The sequence below is a fragment of the Pseudomonas sp. WC1 genome (assembly GCF_050586565.1).
GTDB lineage: Bacteria > Pseudomonadota > Gammaproteobacteria > Pseudomonadales > Pseudomonadaceae > Aquipseudomonas.
This window is the reverse complement of record NZ_JBOBDQ010000004.1, coordinates 131,254-147,127: the sequence shown is the minus strand read 5'-3', so window position 1 is coordinate 147,127 and position 15,874 is coordinate 131,254. Positions and strand designations below refer to the sequence as shown.

General features: G+C 64.5%; 13 protein-coding genes. 10 read left to right on the top strand and 3 right to left on the bottom strand.

All coding sequences use genetic code 11. From position 1 onward, the window contains the following. Nucleotide 1 precedes the first annotated feature (1 nt). From nuoK to ACQ4OD_RS03200, 5 genes are all read left to right on the top strand, one after another. Nucleotides 2-310, top strand: coding sequence for an NADH-quinone oxidoreductase subunit NuoK (gene nuoK, locus ACQ4OD_RS03220; protein ID WP_023631349.1), 309 nt, complete (start codon nucleotides 2-4; stop codon nucleotides 308-310). After that, nucleotides 307-2,160, top strand: a complete 1,854-nt coding sequence (nuoL, locus tag ACQ4OD_RS03215) for an NADH-quinone oxidoreductase subunit L (RefSeq protein WP_102685133.1) — start codon at nucleotides 307-309, stop codon at nucleotides 2,158-2,160. The genes nuoK and nuoL overlap by 4 nt, the downstream gene beginning before the upstream one ends. 40 nt (nucleotides 2,161-2,200) lie before the next feature. Next, nucleotides 2,201-3,733: an NADH-quinone oxidoreductase subunit M gene (gene nuoM / locus ACQ4OD_RS03210; protein WP_139670022.1), complete on the top strand. Its 1,533-nt coding sequence runs from the start codon at nucleotides 2,201-2,203 to the stop codon at nucleotides 3,731-3,733. Between the two features lie 7 nt (nucleotides 3,734-3,740). After that, complete coding sequence (nuoN, locus tag ACQ4OD_RS03205; protein ID WP_102685131.1) at nucleotides 3,741-5,210, top strand: NADH-quinone oxidoreductase subunit NuoN; 1,470 nt, start codon at nucleotides 3,741-3,743, stop codon at nucleotides 5,208-5,210. 234 nt (nucleotides 5,211-5,444) lie between these two features. Beyond that, nucleotides 5,445-7,496 (top strand): TonB-dependent receptor family protein, encoded by a 2,052-nt coding sequence (locus ACQ4OD_RS03200; RefSeq protein ID WP_430943873.1) that lies wholly within the window; start codon nucleotides 5,445-5,447, stop codon nucleotides 7,494-7,496. A gap of 26 nt (nucleotides 7,497-7,522) precedes the next feature. Here the strand turns inward: ACQ4OD_RS03200 and ACQ4OD_RS03195 are convergent, their stop codons facing one another. Next, complete coding sequence (locus tag ACQ4OD_RS03195; RefSeq protein WP_430943872.1) at nucleotides 7,523-8,587, bottom strand: AI-2E family transporter; 1,065 nt, start codon at nucleotides 8,585-8,587, stop codon at nucleotides 7,523-7,525. 123 nt (nucleotides 8,588-8,710) lie between these two features. On the opposite strand from ACQ4OD_RS03195, the gene yegQ reads away from it, so the two are divergent. The 5 genes from yegQ to ACQ4OD_RS03170 all read left to right on the top strand — a co-directional run bounded on the left by yegQ (nucleotide 8,711) and on the right by ACQ4OD_RS03170 (nucleotide 13,715). Then, nucleotides 8,711-10,045 carry a tRNA 5-hydroxyuridine modification protein YegQ gene (gene yegQ, locus ACQ4OD_RS03190; RefSeq protein WP_139670018.1) on the top strand — a complete coding sequence of 445 codons (1,335 nt, stop codon included), beginning with the start codon at nucleotides 8,711-8,713 and terminating at the stop codon, nucleotides 10,043-10,045. 79 nt (nucleotides 10,046-10,124) lie between these two features. Next, nucleotides 10,125-11,861 carry a copper resistance system multicopper oxidase gene (locus ACQ4OD_RS03185; protein ID WP_430943871.1) on the top strand — a complete coding sequence of 579 codons (1,737 nt, stop codon included), beginning with the start codon at nucleotides 10,125-10,127 and terminating at the stop codon, nucleotides 11,859-11,861. After that, nucleotides 11,854-12,759 (top strand): copper resistance protein B, encoded by a 906-nt coding sequence (locus ACQ4OD_RS03180; protein WP_198753959.1) that lies wholly within the window; start codon nucleotides 11,854-11,856, stop codon nucleotides 12,757-12,759. Before ACQ4OD_RS03185 ends, ACQ4OD_RS03180 begins: the two co-directional genes overlap by 8 nt. A gap of 90 nt (nucleotides 12,760-12,849) precedes the next feature. Further along, on the top strand, nucleotides 12,850-13,278 hold the full coding sequence (locus tag ACQ4OD_RS03175) for a DUF411 domain-containing protein (protein ID WP_139670011.1): 429 nt from the start codon (nucleotides 12,850-12,852) through the stop codon (nucleotides 13,276-13,278). Continuing rightward, the gene (locus tag ACQ4OD_RS03170; RefSeq protein ID WP_139670009.1) at nucleotides 13,278-13,715 is read left to right on the top strand and encodes a YqaA family protein; all 438 of its coding nucleotides are present in this window, start codon (nucleotides 13,278-13,280) and stop codon (nucleotides 13,713-13,715) included. Before ACQ4OD_RS03175 ends, ACQ4OD_RS03170 begins: the two co-directional genes overlap by 1 nt. A 56-nt stretch (nucleotides 13,716-13,771) precedes the next feature. Here ACQ4OD_RS03170 and ACQ4OD_RS03165 read toward each other — a convergent pair whose 3' ends face one another. Both ACQ4OD_RS03165 and ACQ4OD_RS03160 read right to left on the bottom strand, forming a co-directional pair. Beyond that, on the bottom strand, nucleotides 13,772-14,980 hold the full coding sequence (locus ACQ4OD_RS03165; protein ID WP_430943870.1) for a hypothetical protein: 1,209 nt from the start codon (nucleotides 14,978-14,980) through the stop codon (nucleotides 13,772-13,774). A gap of 72 nt (nucleotides 14,981-15,052) precedes the next feature. After that, nucleotides 15,053-15,874: a hypothetical protein gene (locus ACQ4OD_RS03160; RefSeq protein ID WP_430943869.1), complete on the bottom strand. Its 822-nt coding sequence runs from the start codon at nucleotides 15,872-15,874 to the stop codon at nucleotides 15,053-15,055.

Here is a 15,874-nt window from a genome sequence, read left to right as displayed (position 1 = left end):
CATGGGTGCTATCCCTCTCGAGCATGGTCTGGCGGTCGCCGGCATCCTGTTCTGCTTAGGTCTGGTTGGCCTGATGGTCCGCCGCAACATCCTCTTCGTGCTCATGAGCCTGGAAGTCATGATGAACGCCGCTGCCCTGGCGTTCATCGTCGCCGGTGCCCGTTGGGTCCAGCCCGACGGCCAGGTGATGTTCATTCTGGTGATCAGCCTGGCAGCCGCCGAGGCCAGCATTGGCCTGGCGATCCTGCTGCAGCTGTATCGCCGCTTCCACACTCTCGACATCGATGCTGCCAGTGAGATGCGCGGATGAACCTTATCTTCCTGACGTTCGTATTCCCCCTGATCGGCTTCCTGCTGCTGTCGTTCTCGCGCGGCCGCTGGTCCGAGAACCTGTCGGCGCTGATCGGCGTCGGCTCGGTCGGTCTGTCGGCGGCCACCGCCGCCTACGTGATCTGGCAGTTCAACGTCGCCCCGCCTGAAGGCGGCGCTTACAGCCAGCTGCTATGGCAGTGGATGTCGGTGGACGGCTTCGCGCCGAACTTCACCCTGTACGTGGATGGCCTGTCGGTCACCATGCTGGGCGTGGTCACCGGCGTGGGCTTCCTGATCCACCTGTTCGCCTCCTGGTATATGCGTGGCGAAGCCGGCTACTCGCGCTTCTTCTCGTACACCAACCTGTTCATCGCCAGCATGCTGTTCCTGGTGCTGGGCGACAACCTGCTGTTCATCTACTTCGGCTGGGAAGGCGTGGGCCTGTGCTCGTACCTGTTGATCGGTTTCTACTACAGCAACCGCAACAACGGTAACGCGGCACTGAAGGCATTCATCGTCACCCGCATCGGCGACGTGTTCATGGCCATCGGCCTGTTCATCCTGTTTGTCCAGCTGGGTACCCTGAACGTGCAGGAACTGCTGGTACTGGCGCCGCAGAAGTTCCAGGCCGGTGACACCTGGATGGTCCTGGCGACCCTGATGCTGCTGGGTGGCGCGGTCGGTAAATCGGCCCAGCTGCCGCTGCAGACCTGGCTGGCCGACGCGATGGCCGGCCCGACCCCGGTTTCGGCACTGATCCACGCCGCCACCATGGTGACCGCCGGCGTGTACCTGATCGCCCGTACCAACGGCCTGTTCCTGCTGGCGCCGGACGTGCTGCACCTGGTTGGCGTCGTGGGCGGCGTGACCCTGGTCCTGGCCGGCTTCGCCGCCCTGGTGCAAACCGACATCAAGCGTATCCTCGCCTACTCGACCATGAGCCAGATCGGCTACATGTTCCTGGCCCTGGGCGTCGGCGCCTGGGACGCGGCGATCTTCCACCTGATGACCCACGCCTTCTTCAAGGCCCTGCTCTTCCTTGCCTCCGGTGCGGTGATCGTCGCCTGCCACCATGAGCAGAACATCTTCAAGATGGGCGGCCTGTGGAAGAAGCTGCCGCTGGCTTATGCCAGCTTCGTGGTCGGTGGCGCCGCCCTGGCCGCCCTGCCGATCCTGACCGTGGGCTTCTACTCCAAGGACGAGATCCTCTGGGAAGCTTTCGCCAGCGGCAACAGCGGCCTGCTGTACGCCGGCCTGGTCGGCGCATTCATGACCTCGCTGTACACCTTCCGCCTGATCTTCATCGCCTTCCACGGCGAAGCCAAGACCGAAGCCCATGCCGGCCACGGCATCAGCCACTGGCTGCCGCTGGGCGTGCTGATCGTGCTGTCGACCTTCGTCGGCGCCTGGATCCACCCGCCACTGGCAGGCGTGCTGCCTGAAAGCGCCGGCCACGCCGGTGGCGAAGCCAAGCACTCGCTGGAAATCGCCTCGGGCGCCATCGCCATCGCCGGTATCCTGCTGTCGGCCCTGCTGTTCCTGGGCAAGCGTCGCCTGGTCACCGCGATCGCCAACAGTGGTATCGGTCGCGTCCTGTCGGCCTGGTGGTTCGCCGCCTGGGGCTTCGACTGGATCTACGACAAGCTCTTCGTCAAACCTTACCTGCTGATCAGCCACATCCTGCGCAAGGATCCGGTTGACCGCAGCATCGGCCTCATTCCTCGCCTGGCTCGCGGCGGTCACGTCGCCATGAGCAAGACCGAGACCGGCCAGCTGCGCTGGTACACCGCTTCGATCGCCGTCGGTGCCGTACTGGTACTCGGTGCCGTGGTAGTGGCCGCGGTATGACCATGAATCTTGCGACTTTGCCAAAGGAAACCAACCCGTCATGATTTTGCCTTGGCTGATCCTGATCCCCTTCATCGGCGGCTTCCTGTGCTGGCTGGGTGAGCGCTTCGGCTCCACCCTGCCGCGCTGGATCGCGCTGCTGACCATGTCCCTGCTGCTCGGCATCGGCCTGTGGCTGTGGGCGAACGGCAACTACACACTGGCCCCGGCGCCGGGTGCCGAACCGGCCTGGGCCCTCGAATACAAGGTCGAGTGGATCAAGCGCTTCGGCATCAGCATCCACCTGGCCCTCGACGGCCTGTCGCTGCTGATGATCCTGCTCACCGGCCTGCTCGGCGTGCTGTCGGTGCTGTGTTCGTGGAAAGAGATCCAGCGCCACGTCGGCTTCTTCCACCTCAACCTGATGTGGATTCTCGGCGGCGTGGTCGGTGTGTTCCTGGCCCTGGACCTGTTCCTGTTCTTCTTCTTCTGGGAAATGATGCTGGTGCCGATGTACTTCCTCATCGCGCTCTGGGGTCACAGCTCGTCGGACGGCAAGAAGACGCGGATCTACGCGGCGACCAAGTTCTTCATCTTCACCCAGGCCAGCGGCCTGATCATGCTGGTGGCGATCCTCGGTCTGGTGCTGGTCAACTACAACAGCACTGGCATAATCACCTTCAATTACAGCGACCTGCTCAAGGCCGAACTGCCGGCCGGCGTCGAGTACATCCTGATGCTGGGCTTCTTCATCGCCTTCGCGGTGAAACTGCCGGTGGTGCCGTTCCACTCCTGGCTGCCGGACGCCCACGCCCAGGCGCCGACCGCCGGTTCCGTGGACCTGGCCGGTATCCTGCTGAAGACTGCGGCCTACGGCCTGCTGCGCTTCGCCCTGCCGCTGTTCCCGAACGCTTCGGCCGAGTTCGCGCCGATCGCCATGACCTTGGGCCTGATCGGTATCTTCTACGGGGCCTTCCTGGCCTTCGCGCAAACCGACATCAAGCGCCTGGTGGCCTTCTCCAGCGTCTCGCACATGGGCTTCGTGCTGATCGGCATCTACTCCGGCAGCCAGCAGGCCCTGCAGGGCGCGGTGATCCAGATGCTGGCCCACGGCCTGTCGGCCGCCGCGCTGTTCATCCTGGCCGGCCAGCTGTACGAGCGCCTGCACACCCGTGACATGCGCGAGATGGGTGGCCTGTGGCACCGCATCGCTTATCTGCCAGCCATCAGCCTGTTCTTCGCCGCCGCCTCACTGGGCCTGCCGGGTACCGGCAACTTCGTCGGCGAGTTCCTGATCCTGATCGGCAGCTTCGCCCACGTCCCATGGATCACCGTGATCGCCACCACCGGCCTTGTGTTCGGCTCGGTGTACTCGCTGATCATGATCCACCGCGCCTACTTCGGCCCGGCCAAGGCCGACACCGTGCTGGCCGGCATGGACAGTCGCGAGCTGATCATGGTGCTGGGCCTGGCTGGCCTCTTGATCCTGCTGGGCGTGTATCCGCAGCCGTTCCTCGACACCTCTGCCGCCACCATGAGCGGTGTGCAGCAGTGGCTCGGTTCCGCTTTCACTCAACTCGCTTCGGCCCGGTAAGAGCGCTATGGAATTCACCACTCAACACTTCATCGCATTGGCGCCGATGCTGATCACCACCATCACCACGGTGGTGGTGATGCTGGCGATCGCCTGGAAGCGCAACCACTCGCAGACCTTCCTGCTGTCCACCGTGGGCCTTAACCTGGCCCTGCTGTCGATCCTGCCGGCGCTGAAGGTCGCGCCCCTGGCGGTGACCTCGCTGGTGACCATCGACAAGTTCGCCTGCCTGTACATGGCGATCATCCTGGTGGCCACCCTGGCCTGCGTCACCCTCGCCCACGCCTACCTCGGCGAAGGCTCCAAAGGCTTCCCAGGCAACCGTGAAGAGCTGTACCTGCTGCTGCTGATGTCGGCACTGGGTGGCCTGGTGCTGGTCAGCGCCAACCACCTGGCCGGCCTGTTCATCGGCCTGGAGCTGCTGTCGGTGCCGGTCTACGGCCTGGTGGCGTATGCGTTCTTCAACAAGCGCTCGCTGGAAGCCGGCATCAAGTACATGGTGCTGTCGGCCGCCGGCTCCGCCTTCCTGCTGTTCGGCATGGCGCTGCTGTATGCCGACGCCGGCGCCCTGACCTTCGACCAGCTGGGCAAGGCCCTGGCCGCTACCAGCATGCCGAGCCTGCTGGCGCAGCTGGGCCTGGGCATGATGCTGGTGGGCCTGGCCTTCAAGCTGTCGCTGGTACCGTTCCACCTGTGGACCCCGGACGTGTACGAAGGCGCCCCGGCGCCGGTCGCCGCGTTCCTGGCCACCGCCAGCAAGGTCGCGGTATTCGCCGTGGTCGTGCGCCTGTTCATGCTCTCCCCCGCCGCCAGCAGCGGCGTGCTGAGCACCGTACTGGCAGTCATCGCCGTGGCGTCGATCATCATCGGCAACCTGCTGGCGCTGACCCAGAGCAACCTCAAGCGCCTGCTCGGTTACTCGTCCATCGCCCACTTCGGCTACCTGGTCATCGCCCTGGTCGCCAGCAAGGGTCTGGCCCTGGAAGCCATGGGCGTGTATCTGGTCACCTACGTGATCACCAGCCTCGGCGCCTTCGGCGTGATCACCCTGATGTCCTCGCCATACGCCGGCCGTGACGCCGACGCCCTGTACGAGTACCGCGGCCTGTTCTGGCGCCGTCCGTACCTGACCGCGGTACTGACCGTGATGATGCTGTCGCTGGCCGGTATCCCGCTGACCGCAGGCTTCATCGGCAAGTTCTACATCATCGCCACCGGCGTCGAGTCGCACCTGTGGTGGCTGGTCGGCGCCCTGGTGATCGGTAGCGCCATCGGCGTGTACTACTACCTGCGTGTCATGGTCACCCTGTACCTGGTCGAGCCGAACTTGCGTCGCCACGACGCCCCGCTGAAGTGGGAACAGCGCACCGGCGGCGTAATGCTGCTGGCCATCGCGATCCTTGCCTTCGTGCTGGGCGTGTACCCGCAGCCGCTGCTGGAGATGGTGCAGCAGGCTGGATTGCAACTGATCGGTTGATCGGCTGACAGCAACACAAGACACCCCGCCTCGGCGGGGTGTTCTTTTTTGGGGCCGCTTTGCGGCCCTTTCGCCGGCAAGCCAGCTCCCACAGAACAACAGCGATCCCTGTGGGAGCCGGCTTGCCGGCGAAAGGGCTGCAACGCAGCCCCATGGCTATTACAGATCGACCACTGTGCTTCGTCTGCCCTTTGCAGCGTCAGACTCCCGCACCCGATCTGGAACCTCGTCCCCATGCGCCCCACCCTGCCCTACTCCCTGCTGGCCCTGTTCGTCGCCAGCTCCGCCCAGGCCGCCAACCGCGTCGAACTCGACCAGGTGCTGATCCAGGACCATCAACAGTCCGAGTTGGAAGCCGCCGCCGATCACCTGCGTGAAATCCCCGGCGCCAGCAACCTGGTGGACATGGACAAGGTGGGCCAGGGCCGGGTGGCGACCAATCAGGATGTGCTGGCCTACCAGCCGGGAGTGTTCGCCCAGTCGGCGGGCAACGACGGCATCAAGCTGTCGATCCGTGGTTCGGGCATCAACCGTGCGCCGGGTGCCCACGGTTCGGGCGTCTACACGATGTTCGACGGCCTGCCGCTGACAGGTCCCGGCGGCACGCCCTATGAGCTGTTCGAACCGCTGTGGCTGAGCCGCGCCGAAGTGCTGCGCGGTGCCAACGGTTTCGCCCAGGGCTCGCTGGCGCTGGGCGGCGCGATCAACTACGTGACCCACACCGGCTACGATGCCGCGCCCTTGCAGGTGCGCTACGAAGTCGGCAGCCGTGGCTACCAGCGCCGGCACATCAGCTCCGGGCAGGTGCTGGGCAACCTCGACTATTACGTAGCGCTTACCGACGCCGAGTACGACGGCTTCCAGCGGCACAGCAGCGGCAGCGCCAAGGGCATCGCCGCCAACGTCGGTTACCGCTTCAACCCGAACCTGGAGACGCGCTTCTACCTGCGCTACCGCGAGACCGAGAACGACCTGGCCGGGCGCCTGACCAAGGACCAGATCAAGCACGATCCGCGCGCGGCAAACCCGGCCTACCTGGCCCGCGATGACAGCCGCCCGCAACCGGGCAGCACCTGGGTGGGCAACAAGACCACCTTTTTCCTGGATGACGACTCGCGCCTGGAGGCGGGGCTGGTCTATCACGACTACCCGATGGACCTGCGTGAAGGTCCGATGCGCCTGAAGGTCGCCTACACCGATGTCAGCGGCACGCTGAACTACTTGCGTCGTGACACCCTGTTTGGCCATGAGAGCAAGACCACGCTAGGCTGGCGCACCACCAAGCACCTGCCCAACAGCGGCGCCTCGCAGTTCGCCCGCCCCGGCGGCGACAACTTTGGCGCCCGCACCCGCGACTTCAGCTACCAGGGTTCAGATACCGTGCTGCATGCAGGCAACGACCTGGAGCTGATTCCGAACCTGTGGCTGAGCACGGGCCTGGCGATGATCTACACCCGCCGCGAAAGCGACGTAACCTACCCATCCAGTGGCGGCAAGGTCAGCCAGCATGACTGGGACTACGCCCCACGCCTAGGCCTGCGCTACGACATCCGCCCGGACCTGCAGGTCTACGGCAACCTCAGTCGCTCGGTGGAGCCACCACACCCGTGGTCGCTGGTCTGGAGTGCGCCAGTCGCCAACCAGCCGATGAAGATGCAGAACCAGACCGCCACCACCCTGGAACTGGGTGCCCGCGGTGATTCGGCGCTGGGGCGCTGGGACCTGGCCTGGTACTACGCCCAGGTACGTCATGAGCTGCTGAACGTTGAAGTCGTACAAGGTTTGCCGTTCAAGGAATTCAATGCCAGCCCCACCGTGCACCAAGGTATCGAAGCCGGCCTGGACAGCCTCCTCTGGGATCAACCCGGCACCGGCAAGCTCAGCCTGCGCCAGGCCTACACCTTCAGCGATTTCCACTACCGCGACGACGACCGCTTCGGCGACAACCGCCTGCCCGGCATCCCCATGCACTACTACCAGGCCGAACTGCGCTACGACTGGCCGGCGGGCTTCTACGCGGGGGTGAACACGCAGATGGCCTCCAAGGTGCAGGTGGACTATGCCAACAGCTACCACGCCGACGCCTACGCCCTGCTCGGCGCGCGGCTGGGCTGGGACTCGCCCAAGCGCGACTGGCAGACCTGGCTGGACTTGCGCAACCTGACCAACAAGCGTTACGCGGCGACGGTGACGCCGGGGTACAACGATGCCGGGCAGGACATCGCCCGCTCGACGCCGGGGGAAGGGTTCGGGGTTTATACCGGGGTTTCCTACAGCTTCCGTTGACCCCGGGGGGGCGCCTTGCGCCCCATTCAAGACGGCAACTGCACCTGCGGCTTGGTCGAGGCGAAGATCGCCCAACTGGAAATGAACAGCGCCGCGATCAACGGCCCGATCACAAACCCGTTGAGCCCGAACACCGCCAACCCGCCCAGGGTCGAAACCAATACCAGGTAATCCGGCATGCGCGTGTCCTTGCCCACCAGGATCGGTCGCAGAAGATTGTCCACCAGGCCGATCACCAGCACACCGAACGCGGTCAGCACGATCCCTTGCCAGATCGCCCCGGTCAGCAGAAAGTACAGCGCCACCGGCCCCCAGACGATCCCCGCGCCCACTGCCGGCAGCAATGACAGGAACGCCATCAGCACCGCCCACACCAGCACGCTGGGAATGCCCAGTATCCAGAAGATCAGCCCGCCCAGCGCACCCTGGGTGATCGCCACCAGCAGGTTGCCCTTGACCGTGGCCCGCACCACGCGCTTGAACTTCAGCTGCAGACGGCGTTTCTGCTGCTCGGGCAGTGGCACCGCCTGGCGCACCTTGCGCGCCAGCTCCGCCCCCTCGCGCAGGAAGAAGAACAGCAGGTAGAGCATGATGCCGAAGCTCACCAGGAACTCGAAGGTGCCCTGGCCGAAGCTGAACGCCTGGCCGGCGAGGAACTGGCTGCCCTGGGTCGCCCACTTGGTGATCTTGTCGCGCAGGCCATCGAGGTTGCCCATGCCCATGCGGTCGAGGAAATGCTGGGCATAGGCCGGCAACATGTCCTTGCCCCGTTCGATATAGCCGGCGATATCCAGCTGGCCACTCTCGATGCGCTGGTACAACGCTGCCCCCTCCTGCACCAGCAGGGCGCTGATGATGATCACCGGCAGCACCGCCACCAGCAAGCAGGTGGCCAGGGCCAACGCCGTCGCCAGGTTGCGTCGCCCGCCACAGCGCAGCAACAGGTGGCGTTGCAGCGGTGCGAAGAGGATGCCGAGGATCACCGCCCAGAAGATCGCGCCGGAATACGGCAACATGATCCAGATGAAGGCGATGGTCACCAGGGCCAACAACACGGTCAGGGCTTTGTTCTGCAGTACGGTTTCGTTCATCGGCGTTCCTCGAGGGCTCAACCATTTAGTGCGCTGCGCATCGGTAAAAGTGCCGTTGACCCAGATCAATACTTGCAAGGCGCCGCCGCCTTAGCATCCGCGCCTTTTGCCCCGGTGCGCACCATGACCTCTCCCGCCAAGCCCGAACTGCTCGCCCCCGCCGGTACTCTCAAGACCATGCGCTATGCCTTCGCCTACGGCGCCGACGCGGTCTACGCCGGCCAGCCGCGCTACAGCCTGCGGGTGCGCAACAACGAATTCGACCATGCCAACCTGGCCCTCGGCATCCAGGAGGCGCAGGCCCTGGGCAAGCGCTTCTACGTGGTGGTCAACATCGCCCCGCACAATGCCAAGCTCAAGACCTTCCTCAAGGACCTGGCGCCGGTGATCGAGATGGGCCCGGATGCGCTGATCATGTCCGACCCTGGGCTGATCCTGCTGGTGCGCCAGCATTTCCCGCAGATGCCCATCCACCTCTCGGTGCAAGCCAACACGGTGAACTGGGCCAGCGTGAAGTTCTGGCAGGGCATGGGCCTGACCCGGGTGATCCTGTCGCGGGAGCTGTCGCTGGAAGAGATCGAGGAGATCCGCCAGCAGGTGCCAGAGATGGAACTGGAGGTGTTCGTGCATGGCGCGCTGTGCATGGCCTACTCCGGGCGTTGCCTGCTGTCAGGCTACCTGAACAAGCGCGATGCCAACCAGGGCACCTGCACCAATGCCTGCCGCTGGAAGTATGAGGCGACCCCGGCCACCGAGAACGCTACCGGCGACATCGTCCGCGAATTCGAACCCACGCTGGGCATAGGCGCCCCCACTGACCAGGTGTTCCTGTTGCAGGAGTCCAACCGCCCGGGCGAAGAAATGCCGGCGTTCGAGGACGAGCACGGCACCTACATCATGAACGCCAAGGACCTGCGCGCCATCCAGCACGTCGAGCGCCTGGCACATATGGGCGTGCATTCGTTGAAGATCGAGGGCCGTACCAAATCGCACTTCTACTGCGCCCGCGCCGTGCAGTCCTACCGCCAGGCCATCGATGACGCCGTGGCCGGACGGCCGTTCGACCGCGGCTTGATGGCCAGCCTCGAATCCCTCGCCCAGCGCGGTTACACCGAAGGCTTCCTGCGCCGCCATGTGCACGACGAGTACCAGAACTACCAGCGCGGCAACTCGGTGTCCGAGCGCCAGCAGTTCGTCGGCGAGCTGACCGGGGCGCGGGTCGATGGCCTGGCCGAGGTCAAGGTGAAGAACCGTTTCGCCGTGGGCGATCACTTGGAACTGATGACTCCGCGTGGCAACTACCATTTCGACCTGCACCGCCTGCGCAACCGTCAGCAGCAGGCCATCGAAGTGGCGCCGGGCGATGGCCATGTGGTCTACCTGCCGATCCCCGAGCAGGTATCCCTGGAGTTCGGCTTGCTGATGCGCGACCTGGAAAGCGCCGAGACGGCTGCCTGACAAATCTGTAATCCGCGCCTCAGCCAGCTGACAGGCACTGGCGGCGAGGATGGTGGCAGTTTCGTAGCGAGAGCACGCCATGCCACCGACTCCAACCCGCCGCACCTTCGTCAAGGGCCTGGGCGCCGCCACCGCCCTGGCCGGCCTCGGCCTGTGGCGCCCGCTGGCCCAGGCAGCAGAGGGGCGCTTGCCGCTGCACGACCTGAGTGGCCAGCAGTTCGAACTGTTCATCGGCCAGACCCCGGTCAATATCACCGGCCGCCCACGCACCGCGCAGACCATCAACGCCAGCCTGCCCGGCCCGCAGCTGCGCTGGCGCGAAGGCGACATCGTGACCCTGCGCGTGCGCAACCGCCTGGACCAGCCCACCTCGATCCACTGGCACGGCATCATCCTGCCGGCCAACATGGACGGCGTGCCGGGGCTGAGCTTCGCCGGCATCGAACCGGGCGGCGACTACCTCTACCAGTTCACCCTGCGCCAGAGCGGCACCTACTGGTACCACAGCCACTCCGGCTTGCAGGAGCAGGCCGGCGTGTACGGCGCCATCGTCATCGAACCCCGCGAGCCTGAGCCGCACAGGTACCAGCGCGACCATGTACTGCTGTTCAGCGATTGGTCGGACCAGGCGCCGGAAGCGCTGATGGCTACGCTGAAGAAACAGTCCGACGCCTTCAACTACCACAAGCGCACGGTGGGTGACTTCATAAACGATGTCGCCGAAAGCGGCTGGCGCAACACCCTCGACAACCGCTGGGCCTGGGCGAAGATGCGCATGAGCCCCACCGACCTCGCCGACATCAGCGCTGCCGGCTACACCTACCTGCTCAACGGCCAGCCACCGGACGGCAACTTCACCTGCCTGTTCCAGCCCGGCGAAACCGTGCGCCTGCGCCTTATCAACGCTTCGGCGATGACCTATTTCGACTTTCGCATCCCCGGCCTGAAGCTCACGGTGATCGCCGCCGACGGCCTGCCGGTGACCCCGGTTACCGTGGACGAACTACGCATCGCCGTGGCCGAAACCTATGACGTGCTGGTCACCGTGGGCGACCTGCCCGCCTACACCTTGTTCGCCCAGAGCATGGACCGTACCGGCTTCGCCCGTGGCACCCTGGCCCGCGCCGCTGGATTGCAGGCTCCAGTACCCGAGCCGGATCCACGCCCGGTGCTGAGCATGGACGACATGGGGCATGGCGGCATGGGCCAGATGGACCATTCGAACATGCCGGCGATGCACCACGGCAGCATGGCGGGCATGGACCACTCGGCCATGGCCGGCATGCCCATGATGCAAAGCCACCCCACCAGCGAGACCGACAACCCGCTGGTGGACATGCAGACCATGGCCCCCCGCGCCAACCTCGCCGACCCCGGCATCGGCCTGCGCGGCAATGGCCGCCGGGTATTGACCTACGCCGACCTGCGCAGTCCCTATCCCGACCCGGACGGGCGCGAACCGTCACAGGACATCGAACTGCACCTGACCGGACACATGGAACGCTTCGCCTGGTCGTTCGACGGCATCAAGTTCAGCGATGCCGAGCCGCTGCGTCTGAAGTATGGCGAGCGGGTGCGCATCACCCTGGTCAACGACACCATGATGACCCACCCCATCCACCTGCATGGCATGTGGAGCGACCTGGAAGATGAACATGGGCGCTTCCTGGTACGCAAGCACACCCTCGACATCCCTCCCGGCAGCCGGCGCAGCTACCGTGTGACCGCCGACGCCCTGGGCCGCTGGGCCTACCACTGCCACCTGCTCTACCACATGGAGACCGGCATGTTCCGCGAGGTACGGGTCGATGAATGAGAACTGCAACCGCCGTATCGTTACCGGTGTCGCACTGATGGCCTTGCTGGCCAGCGAACGGGCCCTGGCTGCGGGCATGGACCATAAGAACCACGGCGCCATGCCAATGGACCACGGCCAGATGAACCATGGCAGCATGCCCATGGACCACAGCCTGATGAACCACGCGGCGACGCCCCCCGACCAACCACGCACACCCTTGCCGGTAGTCACCGACGCCGACCGCCGCGCCGCCTTCCCGCTCCTGCCAGGGCATCAGGTGCACGACCGGGCAACCAACTGGGCAGTGATCGTCGACCAGCTGGAGTACCAGAACTTCGAAAACAGTGGCGCCCTGAACTGGAACGCTACCGCCTGGGTCGGCGGCGATATAGACCGCCTGTGGCTGCGCAGCGAGGGTGAGCGTGAACAGGGCAAGACCCACAAAGCTGAGCTGCAGGCGCTCTGGGGCCATGCCATCAGCCCCTGGTGGGAACTGGTCGGCGGTGTGCGCCAGGACTTCAAGCCCGCCAGCGGCCAAAGCTGGGCAGCCTTCGGCATCCAGGGCACGCCGCTCTACGGCCTGGAGCTGGAAGCCACCGCCTATGCCGGCGAGCGGCAGCAGACCGCGCTGCGCCTGGAGGCCGGTTACGCTATGCTGCTGACCAATCGCTGGATCCTCGAACCGACCGTCGAAGCCAACTTCTTCGGGCGCAACGACGGCGGGCGCGAACAAGGCGCGGGGCTGGCCGAAAGCGAGGTGGGCCTGCGCCTGCGCTACGAGATCACGCGCGCGTTCGCGCCCTACGTCGGGGTCAGCTTCAACCGCCTGCACGGCAACCGCGCCGACCAGGCCCGAGAAAATGACGAGGACATCGGCCAGACCCGGTTGGTGGCCGGGGTCCGCCTGCGTTTCTGAAATTTGACGCCGGTCCTTTATGAGCTGCCAGTGTCCCTGCAGGAGCGGCGCTGATCAACCAGATATGTTTAGTTTCACAGGAGCTTCACCATGCTGCGCAAACACCTGCTCACCCTTGGCCTGCTGGCCATCACCGGCCTGGCCCAGGCCGCCGAGACCATCGACGTCTACCGCGACCCCAACTGCGGCTGCTGCAAGGCGTGGATCAAGCACCTGGGCGACAGCGGCTTCACCGTCAACGACCATGTCGAGCCGAACATGAGCGCGGTCAAGCAGCGCCTGGGCGTGGCGCCACGCCTGGCGTCGTGCCACACCGGCGTGATCAACGGCAAGTTCGTCGAAGGCCATGTGCCGGCCGAGCAGGTGCGCCTGCTGGCCAGCCGCGCCGACCTCAAGGGCCTGGCCGTGCCCGGCATGCCCATGGGCTCGCCGGGCATGGAGATGGGTGACCACAAGGACGCCTACCAGGTCATCGGCGTGACCTTGGACGACCGCGACACCGTGGTCGCCAACTACTGATGCTCAGCCTCTGGGCGCTGTTCCTCAGCGCCTTCGGCGCCGCCACCCTGCTGCCACTGCAATCGGAGGCGGTGCTGGTCGGCCTGCTGCTGCGCGACCCGCAAGCCTGGGCAACCCTGCTGCTGGTCGCCACGCTCGGCAATGTGCTGGGGTCCATCGTCAACTGGCTGCTGGGCCGGGCCATCGAGCACCTGCGCGACAAACGCTGGTTCCCGTTCAGCGCCCGCCAGCTGGAGCGCGCCCAGCAGCGCTACCAACGCTGGGGGCAATGGTCGTTGCTGCTGAGCTGGATGCCGGTGATCGGCGACCCACTGACCTTGATCGCAGGGATCATGCGCGAGCCTTTCTGGCGCTTCGTGCTGCTGGTCACCGTGGCCAAGGGCGGGCGCTATCTCGTGGTGACGATGATCACCCTGGGTTGGTTTCACACGGGGTGAGCGGGCGGGAGTTCGAAGAGCTGGCTGAAGCCCGAAGCCCCCAGCCAGCGTTGCACTCAAGCCGCGTGGGCGGCTTGCAGGTCACCTAGCAGGCGTGCTGCCACGTCCAGCTTCTTCTGCAACGTGTCCACGAACGAGTGCGCGGAGTGGGCCTGCAGCAGATTGGGCTCCAGCTTGCGCTGCCCGAAGAGATCGCCGTAAGAGTGGGACTGCCCTATTGCCTGGTGGTCCAGGACCATTGAAGCGATTGCCTTCTCGGCAGCACTGCCATGTTCGGCAAGATGCTCCAGATGCTCAAACGACTCGGAGAGCGGACTGGTCGGCCGCTGCAGCGAATTCATGGTCGCGTAGAAGTCATTGCGCGTTGGCAAAGCGACCTCGTCGTCAATCTTGACAAAGCCGAGCTTGATGGCCTTCAACGACGTTACCGGATCTGGCTGACTGACAGTCGTCGTGTCGTAAACTTCTTCAGGTTTCACACGCTGAGCATCGCTCGCTCCGCCCAAAGTGTCGGCCTTCACCGAAGGGTCATCTTCGCGTGTATCCACCACGACGGCTGGTACCTGCATCCCAGGCTTCTGGGCGAACAACTCAATGAACTCGGCATCAACCTCTTTGACGAACGCCACCATCGCTTCAGGTCCCACCTGCTCGGGGTCCGGAAACTCGGCAAATCGCGAGGCCAGGAACATTACCGCATCGAGCACCCTGGCGGCAGCCTTCGGGTCGCTCTGCATCAGTGCGATATTGTCCGGGAACTGGGCTTCCTTCAAAGAATATCCGCCGACGATATCGACCTCGTTGATGCTCGTCGCAACCTTCAGCGCAGGTACAAGCTCGCCCAACTTGACGACATTCGACAGCAGGCAGTTGGCGTTACGCATGATGTTGCTGCCCGTGAGCTGCTCCGTATAGCTGGCCATGAACTGCTCGGTTGGCAGGCTTTCCTGCTTGGCCAGTATTCCGCTTGCCTGCGACCTCATGACATCCGGGAGTCCCTTGGCCATCTGTTCGTTGAGTGAGCGCATCACGTACGGCGCCGAGGCCGTGGCCTGCGTCCCACCCGCCAGGCCACCGGTGCGAAAGCCGAAGAACGCGGCAATCGTAATGAACAGCCGCATCAGGATGCCATGTTTCTGCGGCTCCTCGTGACGGGCCAAGCGCTGCGCGGACTCGCTGGTCTTGACCTGTGCGCAGTCAGTACGCTCATTGACTGGATTCAGGCTGGCACCAAATACCCAAGCCGTGGAAACCGATTCAATCATTCTGCAAACCTCTATCAAAATACCGGAAGAAAAGACCGCGGCCTCTGTCGATGTTCATGCTGCGCGACGCGCTCATACCATCACGCCCGCGGCCCTGAATCCTTGGTTGTCGTTACGCAGGATCTCCTGGATGAGCTGGCGAAGCTGGTCGATCACTTTCGCCAGGTCATCGGTGCCGCGCTGGAACAGTTCCTTCTGGTTGTCGGCAACCGTTGCTTCAAGCTCCTGCTCCTTGGCCCACACATCCTGCAGCGACTTGATGGCGAGGGCGATGCCGGTGCCGAATGCAGCCCCGCTTTGTGCCACACCATTGAACGTGTGCAGGGTGGTGTTGCGGGTATCGATGCCGTTCTGCAGATGCTTGACCTCGATACGATTCGAGTCGATCTGTTTTTTCGAGGCCATTGTCACCTCGCCAGACTGACCATATCTGGCGGTATGGTTGGCTTGTTCCAGGCTTTTGATCATGCGCGCATCATCCAGGTTTCGGCTCATGCCGATGGTGCCACTGGCCAACGTGAAAACACTCAACGCACCACTGACAGCCGCCGAGGCGAACAGCGCGTTGCTGGCGGTTCTCATCCAGCCGATCTGTTCCTTGCTGGCCTGCACGCTGACCTCAGCCTGGGTCCTGCGCCCTTGCGCGTTACCGTCGCGCACCTGCATGGCAGCGCGGAGAATGGCCAGCAGGCTCTGAAGATCCTGGCTGCAAGGCATCGCCTGTGGCGCATCCAGGTCGACTTGCCCTGGCCGTGCGCAGATCTTCGCTCTCGCTGCCGGACACGGCATTGCCAGCATCGCCCACAACGGCTGCGCGGCATTGTGTCCCTCGATCAGCGGTGATGGGGAATCCAGGGCGGGCATATGATCGATGTTGGTAATAGACAGATTCAT